The organism is Stenotrophomonas veracruzanensis, assembly GCF_032911525.1.
Lineage (GTDB): Bacteria > Pseudomonadota > Gammaproteobacteria > Xanthomonadales > Xanthomonadaceae > Stenotrophomonas > Stenotrophomonas africana.
This window is the reverse complement of the sequence record NZ_JAWJTI010000002.1, coordinates 331,237-347,594: the sequence shown is the minus strand read 5'-3', so window position 1 is coordinate 347,594 and position 16,358 is coordinate 331,237. Positions and strand designations below refer to the sequence as shown.

The 16,358-nt window shown below is 66.6% G+C and carries 12 protein-coding genes and 2 tRNA genes; 7 read left to right on the top strand and 7 right to left on the bottom strand.

What is annotated here, in order from left to right; genetic code table 11:
* The first annotated feature begins 282 nt into the window (after positions 1 to 282).
* A tRNA-Leu gene (locus R1H25_RS03355) sits at positions 283 to 367 on the top strand.
* 56 nt (positions 368 to 423) lie between these two features.
* Here R1H25_RS03355 and R1H25_RS03350 read toward each other — a convergent pair.
* On the bottom strand, positions 424 to 1,170 hold the full coding sequence (locus R1H25_RS03350) for a sulfite exporter TauE/SafE family protein (protein WP_317222679.1): 747 nt from the start codon (positions 1,168 to 1,170) through the stop codon (positions 424 to 426).
* Positions 1,171 to 1,269: 99 nt separating this feature from the next.
* On the opposite strand from R1H25_RS03350, the gene R1H25_RS03345 reads away from it, so the two are divergent.
* From R1H25_RS03345 to R1H25_RS03335, 3 genes are all read left to right on the top strand, one after another.
* On the top strand, positions 1,270 to 2,169 hold the full coding sequence (locus tag R1H25_RS03345) for a LysR family transcriptional regulator (protein WP_317222678.1): 900 nt from the start codon (positions 1,270 to 1,272) through the stop codon (positions 2,167 to 2,169).
* 50 nt (positions 2,170 to 2,219) lie between these two features.
* Positions 2,220 to 2,306: transfer RNA gene (locus tag R1H25_RS03340), tRNA-Leu, on the top strand.
* 328 nt (positions 2,307 to 2,634) lie between these two features.
* Positions 2,635 to 2,913 carry a hypothetical protein gene (locus tag R1H25_RS03335; RefSeq protein WP_099589630.1) on the top strand — a complete coding sequence of 93 codons (279 nt, stop codon included), beginning with the start codon at positions 2,635 to 2,637 and terminating at the stop codon, positions 2,911 to 2,913.
* A gap of 201 nt (positions 2,914 to 3,114) precedes the next feature.
* On the opposite strand, the gene emrB is transcribed toward R1H25_RS03335, so the two are convergent.
* The 4 genes from emrB to emrR are packed head-to-tail and all read right to left on the bottom strand — an operon-like array spanning position 3,115 to position 7,826.
* Complete coding sequence (gene emrB / locus R1H25_RS03330) at positions 3,115 to 4,695, bottom strand: multidrug efflux MFS transporter permease subunit EmrB (protein WP_049447787.1); 1,581 nt, start codon at positions 4,693 to 4,695, stop codon at positions 3,115 to 3,117.
* A gap of 7 nt (positions 4,696 to 4,702) precedes the next feature.
* Entirely contained in the window at positions 4,703 to 5,881 is a 1,179-nt protein-coding gene (emrA, locus tag R1H25_RS03325; RefSeq protein ID WP_088479681.1) for a multidrug efflux MFS transporter periplasmic adaptor subunit EmrA, read from the bottom strand.
* Between the two features lie 11 nt (positions 5,882 to 5,892).
* The gene (gene emrC, locus R1H25_RS03320) at positions 5,893 to 7,386 is read right to left on the bottom strand and encodes a multidrug efflux transporter outer membrane subunit EmrC (protein WP_317222677.1); all 1,494 of its coding nucleotides are present in this window, start codon (positions 7,384 to 7,386) and stop codon (positions 5,893 to 5,895) included.
* Positions 7,383 to 7,826 carry a multidrug efflux system transcriptional regulator EmrR gene (gene emrR, locus R1H25_RS03315; RefSeq protein WP_005408766.1) on the bottom strand — a complete coding sequence of 148 codons (444 nt, stop codon included), beginning with the start codon at positions 7,824 to 7,826 and terminating at the stop codon, positions 7,383 to 7,385. Before emrR ends, emrC begins: the two co-directional genes overlap by 4 nt.
* A 172-nt stretch (positions 7,827 to 7,998) precedes the next feature.
* Here emrR and R1H25_RS03310 point away from each other — a divergent pair, with 172 nt between their 5' ends.
* Entirely contained in the window at positions 7,999 to 8,880 is an 882-nt protein-coding gene (locus tag R1H25_RS03310) for an AraC family transcriptional regulator (RefSeq protein WP_049447784.1), read from the top strand.
* 60 nt (positions 8,881 to 8,940) lie between these two features.
* A complete protein-coding gene (gene parC, locus R1H25_RS03305; RefSeq protein WP_099589631.1) occupies positions 8,941 to 11,184 on the top strand; it encodes a DNA topoisomerase IV subunit A in 2,244 nt (747 codons plus the stop codon).
* A gap of 265 nt (positions 11,185 to 11,449) precedes the next feature.
* Here the strand turns inward: parC and bfr are convergent, their stop codons facing one another.
* Complete coding sequence (gene bfr / locus R1H25_RS03300) at positions 11,450 to 11,938, bottom strand: bacterioferritin (protein WP_005415872.1); 489 nt, start codon at positions 11,936 to 11,938, stop codon at positions 11,450 to 11,452.
* A 123-nt stretch (positions 11,939 to 12,061) separates the two neighbouring features.
* Here bfr and R1H25_RS03295 point away from each other — a divergent pair, with 123 nt between their 5' ends.
* Positions 12,062 to 14,389 (top strand): penicillin acylase family protein, encoded by a 2,328-nt coding sequence (locus R1H25_RS03295; RefSeq protein ID WP_317222676.1) that lies wholly within the window; start codon positions 12,062 to 12,064, stop codon positions 14,387 to 14,389.
* 73 nt (positions 14,390 to 14,462) lie between these two features.
* Here R1H25_RS03295 and asnB read toward each other — a convergent pair whose 3' ends face one another.
* Complete coding sequence (gene asnB / locus R1H25_RS03290) at positions 14,463 to 16,163, bottom strand: asparagine synthase B (RefSeq protein ID WP_317222675.1); 1,701 nt, start codon at positions 16,161 to 16,163, stop codon at positions 14,463 to 14,465.
* Positions 16,164 to 16,358: the final 195 nt, after the last annotated feature.

Sequence of the window (16,358 nt, the reverse complement as noted above, 5' to 3'; positions counted from 1 at the left end):
TAGACGCACTAGTTTCAGGTACTAGCGGGTAAAACCGTGGAGGTTCGAGTCCTCTTCTGGGCACCAACGAAAAAACTCCTCGCTTTGGCGGGGATTTTTTTTGCGTGTAATCCGGCAATGGGGCCGACCCCTGGGTCGGTTCCCTTTCCACAGGAAAAGGCTCTGACCCAACGTGAGCCCCCTGCCGTCAGAGTCCGCTTCGCAGACGAAACGGGATCCGACCCCGGATCTGCAAAAGTGTTGACACCCCCGTAACAACACCCCATAATCTCGCTCCTCGACGCCCAGGTGGCGGAATTGGTAGACGCACTAGTTTCAGGTACTAGCGGGTAAAACCGTGGAGGTTCGAGTCCTCTCCTGGGCACCACGTCGAGAATGAGAAAAACCCGCGAAAGCGGGTTTTTTCATGTCCGGAACCCGGCATCAGAACAACGGCCGCAGCACCAGCTCCAGGCCGAGCAACAGCAGGAACGCAAGGAAGCAGGCGCGAAACACCCGCGCACTGATCCGCTGCCGGATCACCTGCCCCAGCCACATGCCCAGCAATGCCGGCAGCACCGCCAACGCACTCAGCCCCAGCTGCTGGATGCCGAATGCGCCGTGCAGCACCAGGCCAGTTGTCAGCGAAATCGTCGATACGGTGAACGCCAGCCCGAGCGCCTGCACCAGCTCCTCGCGCTGCAACCCCAGCGACTGCAGGTACGGCACCGCCGGCATCACGAACACGCCGGTGGCGCCGGTCACTACGCCCGACAACGCGCCCACCAGCGGCCCCAGCCAACGCTCGCGCCGCTGCGGCACGCGGAACACCGGCGCAAGCAGGGCATAGGCCGCATAGACCACCAGCGCTACACCCAGTGCAACGCGCGACCCGGTGCGATCGACCCGCACCAGCAGCGCTGCCGAACCCAGCGTCACCACCACCACCGCCAGCATCATCGGCCACAACCGCCGCACGATGTGGCCCAGCGACGGCCCGGACAACAGCTGCCACGCATTGGTGACGAAGGTGGGAATGAACAGCATCGACGCCGCCGCCACCGGCGACAGCGTACTGCCGAGCAGCCCCATCGCCACGGTCGGCAGGCCCATGCCGGTCACGCCCTTGACCACACCGGCCAGCACGAACACCACCACCAGCAGCACGTAGAAGTACATCGATTCATTCATGCCTTCATTGGATCGGGCCGTCGCACGACGCACAATGCGGTCTTCCCGGCCCACCCTTCGGCTGATCCGAAGGCTTGGGCATTGCGATGAGGGCATCACATGCGGATGGATATCGCCGACCTGCGCCTGTTCCTGGCGATTGCCGAGGCGGGCAGCATCACGGCCGGCGCAGCGCAGGCAAACCTGGCACTGGCGTCGGCCAGCGAACGCCTGCGCACGATCGAAGCCGATGCCGGCACCCCGCTGTTGAACCGTCATCCACGTGGCGTCAGCCTGACCGAAGCCGGCGCCGCCCTCGCCCACCATGCACGCCTGATCCTGCAGCAGCAGACGCAGCTGCGCAGCGAACTGCAGGCATTCGCGCATGGCGCGCGCGGCACCCTGCATCTGTATGCCAATACCGCAGCACTGACCAACTACCTGCCCTCGCGGCTGGCACCGTGGCTGGCCGAACGCCCACGCCTGCACGTGGAACTGCTGGAGCGCACCAGCCCCGAAGTCGTGCGTGCGATCAGCGCTGGCCAGGCCGAGGCCGGCATCATCAGTGATGCAGTCGACGCTGCCGGCCTGCAGCAGCATGTGGTGGCCGAGGACCCACTGGTGATGCTGCTGCCCGCAGACCACCGCCTTGCATCGAAGCGCAGCCTGGCCTTCGCCGATGTTGTCGGCGAGACCTTCGTCGCCCTCGCGGATGGCAATGCACTGCAGACCTACATCGAGGACCAGGCGCGCGACATCGGGCGACGCCTGGATGTGCGCATCCGCATGAAGACCTTCGAAGGCGTGTGCATCATGGTCGGCCACGGTATCGGTGTCGGCATCGTGCCGCGGACCATCGCCCATCAGCATCGACGCAGTACGCACACCGTCGCCGCGCCGCTCTCCGATGCGTGGGCACAACGTCGCCTGTGTGCGTGTTTTGCCGAGTGGGCGCAGCTGTCACCGGCGATGCGCAGCCTGCTGCATCACCTGGGCGTGCAGCCGCAGAAAAAAGTGTGAAATGTTGTTGACACATCTTCTGTCGTTCCCCATAATTCGTCTCCTGAGTCGCCCAGGTGGCGGAATTGGTAGACGCACTAGCTTCAGGTGCTAGCGGGGGCAACTTCGTGGAGGTTCGAGTCCTCTCCTGGGCACCATGACTCAGCAAATGATCAAACCCGCGAAAGCGGGTTTTTTCATGTCCGGGGTTTGGGTGCACGTTGCATTGCGATTGCCGCTCAATGTGTCGTATCCGGCACCTCCTTGGCAGCTACCTGCTCGCGCGATCTCCCGCCGGCGCGTCGCTATCGCGCCCAGAACGACAACCTTTTCGGGACCCATTCCACGTTTCGTTCGAACTCGTACTTCTCCTGGATGGAATCCACTCGCGATTCCTCGCCCCCGGCAGGCAGATTCTCGGATGCCGGGTGCAGGCACTCCATCATGCCCTGCCCCTGCGCGCCTTCCTCCAATAAAGGACGCTCCATGCAGCGCAGCATCATCTGTCCCCACTGCCACACCGCCTCCAACCACGGCGTAAGTGTCTGCGTGGGATGCCAGGCCGAAGTCCACTATGGCGCATCCCGGGAAGCGTACGCGGTTGTCTTTGTCGCCGCCCTTGTCTGCGGCGCATTCGTCGGCAGCCACCTGCAGGCCACTGCCGGCTGGATCAGCGGCGGCGTCGTACTTGTGGCAGGAATGTGGGCGATGGCCCAGCTGTTCCGTGATCGCGTGGTGTTCAAGCGCGTGTATCGCACCCGCTAGACTTGGCCAATGCTCCTGGCCTGGATGTACTTCGGTACGCCACCAGATAGACACGGCGCGACGTTGCCAGCAACGCACAAACAAGAACCCCGCCATCCGGCGGGGTTTCTGCATCTGCATCCAGTAGATCCGCGCCATGCGCGGATGCATTCTGCCGGAAATCCGCCGGGCGTGGCCCGGCGCTTCCGAGTGGCAGATCGATCAGTGCCCACCGCCCGCAGAGGCCGCACCCGCGCCCGCACCAAACGGCGGCTTGGCCAGCCACAGGAAGGTGATGATCGCCAGGAAGATCCAGCCCAGCAGGAAGAAGATGTCGTTGAAGCCCATCTGCGATGCCTGGTGGTTGATCATGTTGTTCAGTACCGCTGCACCGTGTTGCAGGTCGCCCTGCCCCATCGCGGCAACCTGGTCCTGCATGCCCGGCTGATAGGCCGAGATGTGCTCGGTCAGGTCGGCATGGTGCACCTGGGTGCGCCGCGCCCACAGCCACGTCGTCAGCGACGCCGCGAAGCTGCCGCCCAGCGTACGCAGGAACGTGGCCAGGCCGGAGCCCGCCGCGATCTCGCGCCCATCCAGGTCCGACAGCAGGATCTGCAGCACCGGCATGAAGAACAGCGCGACGCCGATGCCCATGATCAACTGCACGCCGGCCACATGCTGGAAGTCCACCTGCAGGTTGAAGCCGGAACGCAGGAAGCTGGTCATCGACAGGAACACGAAGGCGATGGTCGCCAGCATGCGCATGTCGAAGCGCGACGCATACTTGCCCACGAACGGCGTCATGATCACCGGCAGGACGCCGATCGGCGCCGTCGCCAGGCCCGCCCAGATCGCGGTGTAGCCCATGTCACGCTGCAACCACTGCGGAATCAGCAGGGCCACGCTGAAGAACGCCGCGTAGGCCACCACCATCGCCAGCGTACCGGCACGGAAGTTGCGATGGCGGAACAGCTTCAGGTCGACGATCGGATCCTTGTCGGTCAGTTCCCAGATCAGGAACACCGTCAGCGTCACCACCGCCACGCAGGCCAGCACCACGATCTTCATCGACGAGAACCAGTCCTCGTCGTTGCCAAGATCAAGCACCAGCTGCAGCGCACCGACACCAATCACCAGAGTGATCAGGCCGACGTAGTCCATCTTCGGTTTCTCGATCTGCTCCGGGCGCCCCTTCAACTGGTTGCCCACCACCAGCGCAGCGAAGATGCCCAGCGGCACGTTGATCAGGAAGATCCATTCCCAGCTGTAGTTGTCGGTGATCCAGCCACCGAGGATCGGGCCACAGATCGGCGCCACCACCGTGATCATCGCCAGCAGCGCCAATGCCTGTCCGCGTTTCTCACGTGGATAGATCGAGACCAGCAGCGACTGCGTGATCGGGTACATCGGGCCGGCCACGAAGCCCTGCAATGCACGCGACAGCACCAACATGCCCATGCTCTGCGCCAGGCCGCACAGCAGCGAGGTGATGACGAAGGCCAGCGTGGCCCAGACGAACAGCTTGCGTTCGCCGAAACGGCGGCTGAGCCAGCCGGTCAGCGGCAGCGCGATGGCCGTGCTGACCGCGAACGAGGTGATGACCCAGGTTGCCTGCTGTGAACTGGCGCCGAGGTTACCGGCGATGGTCGGCAGCGAGACGTTGGCGATGGTGGTGTCGAGCACCTGCATGAACGACGCCATGGCCAGGCCCACGGTGCACAGGGCGACGCTGGGCGGCAGGAATCCGGAGGCCGCACCCGGCGCCGCCGGAGCGCCGGGCGCGGCTGGAGCTTGTGCGGACATGGCGACCTCAGCCCACCTTCGCCTGCTGCGGCAGGTTGCCCTGGATAATCGTGTGGATCACCTCGTCGGCATCATGCAGCTGCTTGGCATACACGTCGGTGTCGAACACCGTACCCTTGGCCGGGGCGCTCGGCAGCACTTCACCCTTCTGGTCGCGCAGGCTCACTTCGGCCTTCATCGACAGGCCGATGCGCAGCGGGTGTTCGGCCAGCTGCTTGGCATCGATGGCGATGCGCACCGGCACGCGCTGCACGATCTTGATCCAGTTGCCGCTGGCGTTCTGCGCCGGCAGCAGCGAGAACGCCGAGCCGGTGCCCAGGCCCAGGCTCTGGATGCGGCCCTTGTACTTCACGTCGCCGGCGTACAGGTCCGACTTCAGCTCCACTTCCTGGCCCAGGCGCATGTGGCGCAGCTGGGTTTCCTTGAAGTTGGCCTCGACCCACATCTGCTCGGTCGGCACCACGGCCATCAGGGCATTGCCCGGCTGCACGCGCTGGCCGACCTGCACCGAACGACGGGCGACATACCCGGTGACCGGCGCGACGATGCCGGCGCGGGCGTTGTTGAGGAAGGCCTGGCGCAGCTGTGCGGCGGCCGCCTGCACGTCCGGCTGGGTGGCGATCACGGTGTCGTCGACCAGCGCGCGGTTGCGCTCGACGGTCTCGCGCGAACCGGCCACGGCCGCTTCGGCAGCAGCCAGCTCGTCACGCGCGTGGGCCAGTTCTTCGTTGGAGATCGCGCCGGTGGCGGCCAGGTCCTTGCGGCGGGCGTAGTCTTCGCGCACGCGCTTCAGGGTCACCTGGCGGGCGTTCAAGTCTGCCTGCGCGCCTTCCACGCTGCGGTACAGGCCTCGAGTCTGGCGCACGGTCTTGGCCAGGTTGGCTTCGGCCTGCTGCAGCGCCACTGCGGTGTCGGACGGGTCCAGCTGCACCAGCAGCTGGCCGCGCTCCACGCGCATGCCGTCATCGGCGTTGATGGCAACCACGGTACCGGCCACCAGCGGGGTGATCTGCACCTGGTTGCCCTGCACGTAGGCGTCGTCGGTTTCTTCGAACCAACGGCCGAACATGAAGTACCACAGTGCCAGTGCGGCAAGCAGCAGCACGACGATCACGAACAGGCCGCGCAGCAGGTTGCCGCGGCGGTTGGAGGCGGCCGGGGCCGCGGTGTCTTGGGTCTGGCTCATGGCGGAGGTCTTCAGGAATGCGAGGAATCGGAATGGGAGGCGATCGATGCGCGGTCGGCGTCAGCGGGCTGGAAACCACCACCCAGCGCCTTGCTCAGGCGCACCGAGGTCTGCACCTGCTGCGACTGCAGGCCGGCCAGCTGCTGCTGCGACTGCAGCAGGGTGGACTGCGCGGTCAGCACGTCCAGGTAGCTGCCGATGCCGGCGCGGTAGCGCTGCTGGGCCAGGTCGAAGGCCGAGCGTGCGGTGTCCACCGCCTGCTGCTGCGAGTGCGCCTGCTGTGCCAGCGAACGCACCGCGTTGACCTGGTCAGCGACATCGCGCAGTGCGTCGAGCACGGTCTGGTTGTAGTTGGCCACCGCCAGGTCGTACTGCGCATCGGTGTTGGCCAGGTTGGCGCGCAGCTTGCCGCCTTCGAAGATCGGCAGGCTCAATGCCGGGCCGATGTAGGCGAAGGTGGAACTGCTCTTCAACAGATCGCCCACGTTCGGGGCAACCACGCCGGCCAGTGCGGTCAGGTTGAAGCTGGGGTAGAACTTGGTCTTGGCGACCTTGATCTGCTTGTTGGCCGCTTCCACGCGCCAGCGTGCGGCGACGATATCCGGGCGACGGCCCAGCAGTTCGCTGGGCAGCACGCCCGGCAGCTGCAGCGCCATCGGGTTCAACGGCTGCGGGCGCTGGATCGACAGGCCACGGTCCGGACCTTTGCCAACCAGTGCGGCCAGCGCGGTGCGGGCGGCGTCGATGCGCTGCTGCGCGGCCAGCACCTGCTGCTGCGCGGCCGGCACGCGGGCCTCGGCCTGGCGCACCTGCAGATCGCTGTCGATCCCGGCGCCGCGGCGCTGGCGGGTCAGCTGCAGCGACTTCTGCGAGCGGCTCAGTTCTTCCTCGGCCACGTCGTTGAGCTGCCATGCGTAAGCCAGGTCGGCATAGGCCTGGGCAATACCGGTGGACAGGTTCAGGCGTGCGGCCTGGGCTTCGACGGTGGCGGCATGCGCGCCATCCACCGCAGCTTCCCAGGCAGCGCGCTTGCCGCCCCATAGATCGACGCCGTAGCTGAAATCAAAGGCGACCTGGCTGCTGCCGCCATAGCGACCACCCATTTCACTGCCGACCATCGACTCGGGCAGGCGCAGGCCGGTGTAGCCACCGGACACCGACAGGCTGGGCAGCTCATCGGCGCGTGCGGTGCCGACCTGGGCCTGTGCCTGGCGCAGGCGCGCATCGGCGGCATCCAGGCTCGGGTGGCCCGCCAGGCCCTCGGCAATCAGCGCGTCCAGCTGCGCATCGCCCAGCGCCTTCCACCAGTCCTGCGCCGGGAAGCCGGTGGCGCTCAGATCGGTATCGGCCAGGGTGCGTTCGCTGTGCAGGCTGTCCACATCAAGCACGTGGCCCTGCGGGTTGAGGCCACGGCTGCTGGCGCAGGCGGCCAGGGCCAGGGCCAGCGCTGACACCAGCAGCGCGCGCCCGGACCGGCGGAGAGTGGAATGCGGGATCGGGTTCATGGGGTCGTCAGGGAATCGCGGATTCGGGTAAGGAGGGACAGCAGCAGCGTGCGTTCGTCGGCGGAAAGATCACGCAGGGCGTAATCCATCACCGCGTCGCCGCGCAGCTTCAACCGCGCCCACAGCGCGCGGCCTTCATCGGTCAGCACGATCTGCAGCGCACGCCGGTCCTGCGCATGCGGTTCGCGGCGGACGCAGCCCAGTGCCTCGAGCTTGTCCAGCAGGCGGGTGACTGCGCTGGGCACCTGGTCGATGGCCTGGGCCAGTTCGTTGGCCGTGCACGGGGCCATGTGCGAGAGCACCTTCAACCCGATGTAGTGGGTGAAGCCGATACCCAGGTCTTCTTCGGCCATGGACGCGTCCAGTTGCCGGACCAGGCCGTCGCGCACCTGGCGCAGCAGCAGGCCGAAGCTGGGGGGAGTGGTTGCAGGACAGATCATGGGGGAGCATTCTCTTCCAAAAAAAATATTTCTCAATGGAAATATTCGATCTGGCATCGAATGCTGTGTTGCAGCAGCGGGCTGGATCAGTGAAGGCGCCTACCTTAATGATCTGGTCAGGTGGCCCGGTAGTACAATTCAGCCAATGGATGTCACATTTCAGCCAGCGAATATGATGAACAAGGCAGAAATCCCCCCTTCCAAGCGCCTGCTCAGGGATGACGCACTGGACTGGTTCGAGCGCAATGACGGCCCACCGATTGTCGCCTTCCGCTTTGACAGCCCGCAGGGACTGGTTCGAGAAGTGGACTGGCATCATCACCAGCGCGCGCAGCTGATCTGCGTGGAGCGCGGCCTGTTGACCACCCGCACCTCGCACGGCACCTGGTCACTGGCACCGGGCTCGGCCGGCTGGATGCCGCCACTGGAGCCGCATACGGTCACCCTCGACGGCCCACTGCGTGGCTGGGGCATGGCACTGGCTGCACCGGACTGCGCCCCCCTGCCTTCCGACCCGTGCGTGCTGGGCCTGTCCAAGCTGGCACAGGCGTTGGCCGACCGCATCTGCGAGTGGCCCCAGGGCTACGACACCACGCCCGAGCGCCAGCACATCATCAGCGTGCTGCTGGACGAGATCCGCACCGCGCCGCGCCAGCGCATGCACCTGCCGATGCCGCACGACCGGCGCCTGCTGAAGATCGCCTCACAGCTGCTGGCCGACCCGTCCGACGAGCGCAGCCTGGCCGAATGGGCGCATTGGGCTGGCCTGTCACCGCGCAGCCTGACCCGTCACTTCCGCGACGAGACCACCCTCAGCTTCGCGCAGTGGCGGCAGCAGGCCCGCCTGTCCGAGGCCCTGCGCCAGCTGACCGAAGGCCGCAGCGTGGCCGATATCGCCCATGCACTGGGTTTCAGCAGCGCCAGCGCCTTCGTCACCGTGTTCCGCCGCCACTTCGGGCTGCCGCCGGGACGCTACCTGGCACGGGCCGGGCATGGCCTGGAAACCGGGCTGGACCCTGCACGTGGCTTGGCATCCCCCGCCGCATCCGGATAATCACAGGATTGCGAGCGGCGACCGCCGTCGCCGCCTCCCGACAACAGGTAACAACGCCGCATGACCGAACTTGCCCGCCCCGTGTTCCACGGATTCGAACAACTGCCGCTGCGCGAGTACGCCGAACGCGCCTACCTCGACTACTCGATGTACGTGGTCCTGGACCGCGCCCTGCCGTTCATCGGCGACGGCCTGAAGCCGGTGCAGCGCCGCATCATCTATTCGATGAGCGAGCTGGGCCTGAATGCCGCGTCCAAGCCGAAGAAGTCCGCGCGCACCGTCGGTGACGTCATCGGTAAGTACCACCCGCACGGCGACAGCGCGTGCTACGAGGCGCTGGTGCTGATGGCCCAGCCGTTCTCGTACCGCTACCCGCTGATCGAGGGCCAGGGCAACTTCGGCTCCAGCGACGACCCGAAGTCGTTCGCGGCGATGCGTTACACCGAATCCAAGCTGACCCCGATCGCCGAAGTGCTGCTGGGCGAACTGGGCCAGGGCACCACCGACTGGGCACCGAACTTCGACGGCACCCTGCAGGAACCGACCTGGATGCCGGCACGCCTGCCGCATCTGCTGCTCAACGGCACCACCGGCATCGCCGTGGGCATGGCCACCGACGTGCCGCCGCACAATCTCAACGAGATCGTCAGCGCGCTGCTGCACCTGCTGGACAACCCCGAGGCCAGCGTGCGCGACCTGTGCGAGCACGTGCAGGGCCCGGACTATCCGTCCAGCGCCGAGATCATCACCGCGGCCAACGACCTGCGCACGATGTACGAGACCGGCAACGGCAGCGTGCGTGCGCGTGCGACCTTCGCCAAGGAAGCCAACAACATCGTGGTCACCGCGCTGCCGTTCCAGGTGTCGCCGTCGAAGGTGATCGAGCAGATCGCCGCACAGATGCGCGCCAAGAAGCTGCCGTGGCTGGAGGACATCCGCGATGAGTCCGACCACGCCAACCCGGTGCGCGTGGTGCTGGTGCCGCGCTCCAACCGTGTCGACGCCGAGCAGCTGATGGGCCACCTGTTCGCCACCACGGACATGGAGCGCAGCTACCGCGTCAACCTCAACGTGATCGGGCTGGACGGCCGTCCGCAGGTGAAGAACCTGAAGATGCTGCTCAGCGAATGGCTGACCTTCCGCAGCAACACCGTCACCCGCCGCCTGCAGCACCGCCTGCAGAAGGTCGAGCGCCGCCTGCACCTGTTGGAAGGCCTGCTGGTGGCCTTCCTCAACCTGGACGAGGTGATCCACATCATCCGTACCGAGGACGAACCGAAGGCAGCGCTGATCGCGCGCTTCGGCCTGTCCGACGACCAGGCCGAGTACATCCTGGAAACCAAGCTGAAGCAGCTGGCGCGCCTGGAAGAGATGAAGATCCGCGGCGAGCAGGACGAGCTGGCCAAGGAGCGCGAGAAGATCCTCGGCATCCTCGACAGCAAGGCCAAGCTGAAGAAGCTGATCCGCGACGAACTGACCGCAGATGCCAAGAAGTTCGGCGACGCGCGCCGTTCGCCGCTGGTGCAGCGCCAGGCCGCGCAGGCCATCGACGAGACCGAGCTGGTACCGAGCGAGCCGATGACCGTGGTGCTGTCGGAGAAGGGCTGGATCCGTGCCGCCAAGGGCCACGACGTCGATGCATCCGCCCTGTCCTACCGTGATGGTGACGCCCTGCAGGGCGCGGTGCGTGCGCGCAGCACGCAGCAGGTCGCATTCCTCGACAGCGAGGGCCGCGCCTACTCGACGCCGGTGCACACCCTGCCCTCCGCGCGTGGCAACGGCGAACCGCTGACCGGCCGCTTCTCGCCGGCAGCGGGCACCAGCTTCGTGACCCTGGCCAGCGCCGAGCCGGACACCCGCTTCGTGCTGGCCTCCACCCACGGCTACGGCTTCGTCACCCGCTTCGAGAACCTGATCGGCCGCAACAAGGCCGGCAAGGCGATGCTGAACCTGTCGGCCGGCTCCACGGTGCTGACCCCGTCGGTGGTGGCCAACGTCGCCACCGACCGCATCGTGGCGGTGACCAGTTCCGGCAACCTGCTGGCGATCGCCGCCAACGACCTGCCGGAACTGGACAAGGGCAAGGGCAACAAGATCATCGAGATCCCGAAGGCCAAGCTCGCCACCGAACGCGTGGTCGCCATCGTGGCGATCAGCCCGGGGCAGACCCTGCAGGTACGCAGCGGCCAGCGCACCATGGGCTTGAAGTTCAACGAGCTCGACGCTTACCTCGGCGCCCGCGCCACCCGCGGCCACCTGCTGCCGCGCGGCTGGCAGAAGGTGGAAGGGTTGTCGGTGGAGTAAGGGCTGGGGCCCTGCCCCTGCGGGTGTCAACCTTTGTTGACACGCCTTGCCGGAGATCAGGCACGAAAAAGCCAGGGCATTCCCCGGCTTTTTTGTTGTCGGCTGGCGGGCGGCGGAACGGCTGGCTGGCGTAGGCTGGCTGGCGGTGCTCCGGTGCTGGCGGGCGACAGAACGCTGTGCTTCGTCTGGTAGAGCCGACTGTCAGTCGGCTGCCGTTTGGAGAGCGGCCGAATAACAGTCGGCCCTACCGGATCGGGGTGCCGGCTCAGTGCGCCGGGGCGCCGCTGCCGTCGATCTTGCTGAGCTGGTACAGCTCCAGGCCGATGCGCTTGATCAGACCCAGCTGCTGCTCCAGCCACCAGGCGTGGTCTTCCTCGGTGTCCTTCAGCTGCGCCAGCAGGATGTCGCGGCTCACGTAGTCGCCCTTCTCTTCGCACAGCTTCATGCCGGCGGCGAGATTGTTCCGAACCGCGTATTCAGTGTCGAGATCCTTCTGCAGCATCTCTTCCACGGTCTTGCCCGGCTCAGTGGCATGCGGGCGCATGTCCGGGTCGCCGCCCAGGAACAGGATCCGGCGCAGCAGCGCATCGGCGTGCTGGGTTTCCTCTTCCATCTCGTGGTTCAGGCGTTCGTACAGCGCGAACAGGCCCTGGTCCTCGTAGCGGCGGGAATGGATGAAGTACTGGTCACGGGCAGCAAGCTCGCCGCGCAGCAGTTCCTTCAGGCAGGCGATGACGTCCGGGTTGCCTTTCATGGGGGGTTCCTGTGAATCGATGTGACATAGGGTGCCGCATTTCAAAATACGGTGATCTAATCGGAATCAGTCGCAGTTGCGCCTGCGGCTACAATCGGCCCACGAGTTCGGAAAGGACGTGCGATGCGACGTACATGGCGTTGGGTGCTGGGCGTGTTGATCGCCATCGTGCTGGTCACCGCACTGGTCCTGTGGCTGCTGCTGCGCGGCAGCCTGGCCGACCTGGACGGCGAGCATGCGCTGCCGGGGCTGGCCAAGCCGGTCACCATCGAGCGCGATGCGCTGGGCGTGGTCACCATCACTGCCGGCAGTCAGGCCGACGCGATGCGCGCACTCGGCCGCGTGCATGCGCAGGAACGCTATTTCGAGATGGATCTGATGCGCCGCAGTGCCGCCGGTGAGCTGTCGGCGCTGTTCGGACCCAAGGCCATCGACGCCGACAAACGCATGCGCGTGCATCGCCTGCGCGCACGCACCGAGGCGAATCTGCAGGCCGCGCTGGGCGACAACGGCGCGGCCGTGCGTGCCTACGTCGACGGTGTCAACGAAGGGCTGGCCGGCCTTTCCGTACGGCCCTGGGCGTACCTGCTGCTGCGGCAATCGCCGCAGCCCTGGCAGGCCAGCGACAGCGTGCTGACCGGTCTGGCCATGTACGCCGACCTGCAGGACCCGAACAACCAGACCGAGCTTGCGCTCAGCCGCATCCGCGCGGTGGTGCCGCCGGCGCTGTACGCGCTGATCGCCCACGACGGCACCGAATGGGATGCGCCACTGTTCGGCGAACCGACCGGCAACGCCGCCCTGCCCGATGCCAGCCAGCTGGATCTGCGCACATTGAAGGCGAAACCGGGCACCGAGCAGGAAGAGGCCGATGTCATCGGCAGCAACAACTTCGCCGTGGCCGGCGCGCTCACCGCCGACGGTCGCGCGATCGTCGCCGACGACATGCATCTCGGCCTGCGCGCGCCGGGTCTGTGGTTCCGCGTGCGCCTGCGCTACCCCGACCCGCAGGCCGCGGGGGGCCAGGTCGACGTCACCGGCTTCTCGCTGCCCGGCCTACCGGCGGTGATCGTCGGCAGCAACGGGCACGTGGCCTGGGGCTTCACCAACAGTTACATCGACACCGCCGATTACCGCGCTGAACCGGCCAACGCCGCAGTCACGGTGCATGAAGAGCGCATCGCCGTGGCCGGCCAGGCCGACGTGCTGTTCCCGGTGCGCGAAACCGACTGGGGGCCGATCCTGCATACCCATGCTGATGGCAGCGGCGATGCGCTGCGCTGGGTCGCACACCTGCCCGGCGCGGTGCGCCTGGACTTCGGTGACCTGGCCCGCGCCGGTGACCTCGACGGTGCACTGCACTTCGCCGACCGTGCTGGCATTCCCGCACAGAACCTGGTGCTCGGCGACCGCAGCGGGCGCATCGCCTGGCGCCTGATCGGCGCCCGCCCCGACCGAGGCCCCGGCTGTGCACCGGCCGGCTTCACTGCGGCCAGCAACCAGGATTGCGCGCCGTGGCCGATCCGCAGCGATGCCTCGCCGGCACTGATCGATCCCCCCAACCATCGCCTGTGGACCGCCAACGGTCGCGTCCTCGACGGCGAAGCACTGGCCAGCGTTGGCAATGGCGGCTATGACCTTGGTGCCCGGGCGCGGCAGATCCGCGACCTGCTGGCAATCCAGGAGCGCTTCGACGAGCACGACCTGCTGGCGATCCAGCTCGATGATCGTGCAGTGTTCCTGCAGCGCTGGTGGGCGCTGCTGCACGACGTCATCGAACGTAGTGACGACCCTGCGCTGAAGCGTTTGAAGGCGGTCAGCCATCAATGGGGCGGCCGCGCTTCGGCCAGTTCGGTCAGCTACCGGGTGGTGCGTGAATTCCGCACGCAGGTGATGGAGACGTTGTCCGATGCGCTGCTGGCACCGGCCAACGCGGCACTGGGCGATGACTATCTGGACCCACGTCTGGCGCAGCTGGAAGGCGTGGCCTGGCCCATGCTGCAAGAGCGTCCGGCCAATCTGCTGCCGCCCGCCTTCGACAGCTGGGACGCGTTGCTGATCGATGCCGCCCGCCGTACCGAGAGCGAGCTGTCCAAGCAGGGCCCTCTGGCCAAGCGCAGCTGGGGCGAACGCAATACTGCGGCGATCTGCCATCCCATCGCCCGAGCGTTGCCCGACATCGCCAAGCGCTGGCTGTGCATGCCCGCCGACCGCCTGCCCGGCGACCGCGACATGCCGCGCGTGCAGACCCCCAACTTCGGGGCCTCCGAGCGCATGGTGGTTTCACCCGGCCACGAGGCCGACGGCATCGTGCATATGCCCGGTGGCCAGAGCGGGCATCCGCTCTCGCCATACTGGGGTGCCGGCCACGAGGACTGGGTGCATGGGCGGCCGACGCCGTTCCTGCCCGGCACGGCGCAGCACTCGATGACGCTGGTGCCTGCACGTTGACGATCGGGGGCAGATCCCCTTTCCAAGGTAGAAAAGGAACCTGCCCCCTGCTATTGCCGGCCAGCGGCCGGCGCTAGGCCAGCGCCTGTTCGTGCACGCCGGCAATCGCGCGGCCAGAAGGATCTGCAGCCGCAGCAAAGCTGGCATCCCAGGCAATGGCCGCTGGCGACGAACACGCGATCGACTTGCCGCCCGGTACGGTCTCGGCCGCCGCGCGGCTCGGGAAGAACTGCTCGAACAGATGGCGGTAGTAGTACGCCTCCTTGGTCTGCGGCGGGTTGTGCGGGAAGCGCTTGTCGGCGGCGGCCAGCACGCGATCACTGACCTGCGCCTCGGCGTGCGCCTTCAGCCCGTCGATCCAGCCATAGCCGACGCCGTCGCTGAACTGCTCCTTCTGCCGCCACAGGATGCTGTCCGGCAGGTAGCCATCGAACGCCTCGCGCAGCACCGCCTTCTCGATGCGGCGGCCACCAAAGCCGGCGCCGACCATCTTGTGCGCGGCATCGAAACGCATCGCCACATCGAGGAACTCACGGTCCAGGAACGGTACGCGCGGCTCCACGCCCCAGGCCATCATCGACTTGTTGGCACGCAGGCAGTCGTAGTTGTGCAGCGCGTCGAGCTTGCGCACCAGCTCGTCGTGGAATTCACGCGCGTCCGGCGCCTTGTGGAAGTACAGGTAGCCACCGAAGATCTCGTCGCTGCCCTCGCCGGACAGCACCATCTTCACCCCCATGGCCTTGATCCGCCTTGCCAGCAGGAACATCGGCGTCGATGCGCGGATGGTGGTGACGTCGTAGGTCTCGATGTGGCGGATCACTTCCGGCAACGCGTCGAGGCCTTCCTCGAAGGTGTATTCGAAGCCGTGATGCACGGTGCCGAGTGCCTCGGCAGCGATCGCCGCGGCCGCCAGATCGGGCGAGCCCTTCAGGCCGATCGCGAACGAGTGCAGGCGCGGCCACCAGGCTTCGGTCTGCCCACCATCCTCGATGCGGCGACGCGCGTAGCGTGCGGCAACTGCCGCCACCAGCGATGAATCGAGGCCACCGGACAGCAGCACGCCGTACGGCACATCGCTCATCAGCTGGCGTTCCACCGCGTGCTCGAATGCCTGGCGCAGCTCGACCAGATCGGCCTGGCGGCCTTGTACGTCGGCATAGTCGCGCCACGGTTGCTGGTAGTAGCGCACCAGCTCACCGCCGGCACTGTCGGCACTGTCGAAGTAGTGGCCCGGCGGGAACTGCGCGACGTCGGCACAGGTATCGACCAGTGCTTTCATTTCCGAGGCTACGCGCAGGCGCCCCTGGGCATCGTGGCCCCAGTACAGCGGCACCACACCGACCGGGTCGCGCGCCACCAGCACGCGTCCACTCTCACGGTCCCACAACGCGAAGGCGAAGATGCCGTTGAGCTGTTCCAGCCACTGCGCCGGCGAGCCGCCTTGGCGGTACAGCGCGTTGATCACCTCGCAGTCCGAGCCGGTCTGGAAGTCATAGGCGGTGGTCAGCGCCGCCTTCAATGCCTGATGGTTGTAGATCTCGCCGTTCACTGCCAGCGCCAGCTGGCCATCGGCCGACAGCAGCGGCTGCGACCCACCGGCCGGGTCGACGATGGCCAGCCGCTCGTGGACCAGCAGCGCACCTTCGTCGAGGTACACGCCGCTCCAGTCCGGACCACGATGGCGCTGGCGCTGCGACAGTTCCAGCGCATGGCGGCGCAGGGCCGGAAGATCGTCACCGGCCTGCAGGCCGAAGATTCCGAAGATCGAACACATGGGGGAGCTCCTGTTGGGGAATTTCACGGGTGGGAAGGTGTTCGACCGGCCATCCTGGCCCGGGTGGGGCTGCGCCCGGGCACAAAAAAACCCGCATCGGCTGATGCGGGTTTTCTGGTGTCCGGGCGTGTGTTGCTGTCTATCTACCCAGGGCGCAGTCCCGCATCGGCCGCGCACGATTATTCGCGCGCAGAT

Coding starts and splice junctions, on each gene's coding strand:
- R1H25_RS03350 (WP_317222679.1), bottom strand. CDS start 1,170: ATGAATGAATCGATGTACTTCTACGTGCTGCTGGTGGTGGTGTTCGTG.
- R1H25_RS03345 (WP_317222678.1), top strand. CDS start 1,270: ATGCGGATGGATATCGCCGACCTGCGCCTGTTCCTGGCGATTGCCGAG.
- R1H25_RS03335 (WP_099589630.1), top strand. CDS start 2,635: ATGCAGCGCAGCATCATCTGTCCCCACTGCCACACCGCCTCCAACCAC.
- emrB (WP_049447787.1), bottom strand. CDS start 4,695: ATGTCCGCACAAGCTCCAGCCGCGCCCGGCGCTCCGGCGGCGCCGGGT.
- emrA (WP_088479681.1), bottom strand. CDS start 5,881: ATGAGCCAGACCCAAGACACCGCGGCCCCGGCCGCCTCCAACCGCCGC.
- emrC (WP_317222677.1), bottom strand. CDS start 7,386: ATGAACCCGATCCCGCATTCCACTCTCCGCCGGTCCGGGCGCGCGCTG.
- emrR (WP_005408766.1), bottom strand. CDS start 7,826: ATGATCTGTCCTGCAACCACTCCCCCCAGCTTCGGCCTGCTGCTGCGC.
- R1H25_RS03310 (WP_049447784.1), top strand. CDS start 7,999: ATGATGAACAAGGCAGAAATCCCCCCTTCCAAGCGCCTGCTCAGGGAT.
- parC (WP_099589631.1), top strand. CDS start 8,941: ATGACCGAACTTGCCCGCCCCGTGTTCCACGGATTCGAACAACTGCCG.
- bfr (WP_005415872.1), bottom strand. CDS start 11,938: ATGAAAGGCAACCCGGACGTCATCGCCTGCCTGAAGGAACTGCTGCGC.
- R1H25_RS03295 (WP_317222676.1), top strand. CDS start 12,062: ATGCGACGTACATGGCGTTGGGTGCTGGGCGTGTTGATCGCCATCGTG.
- asnB (WP_317222675.1), bottom strand. CDS start 16,163: ATGTGTTCGATCTTCGGAATCTTCGGCCTGCAGGCCGGTGACGATCTT.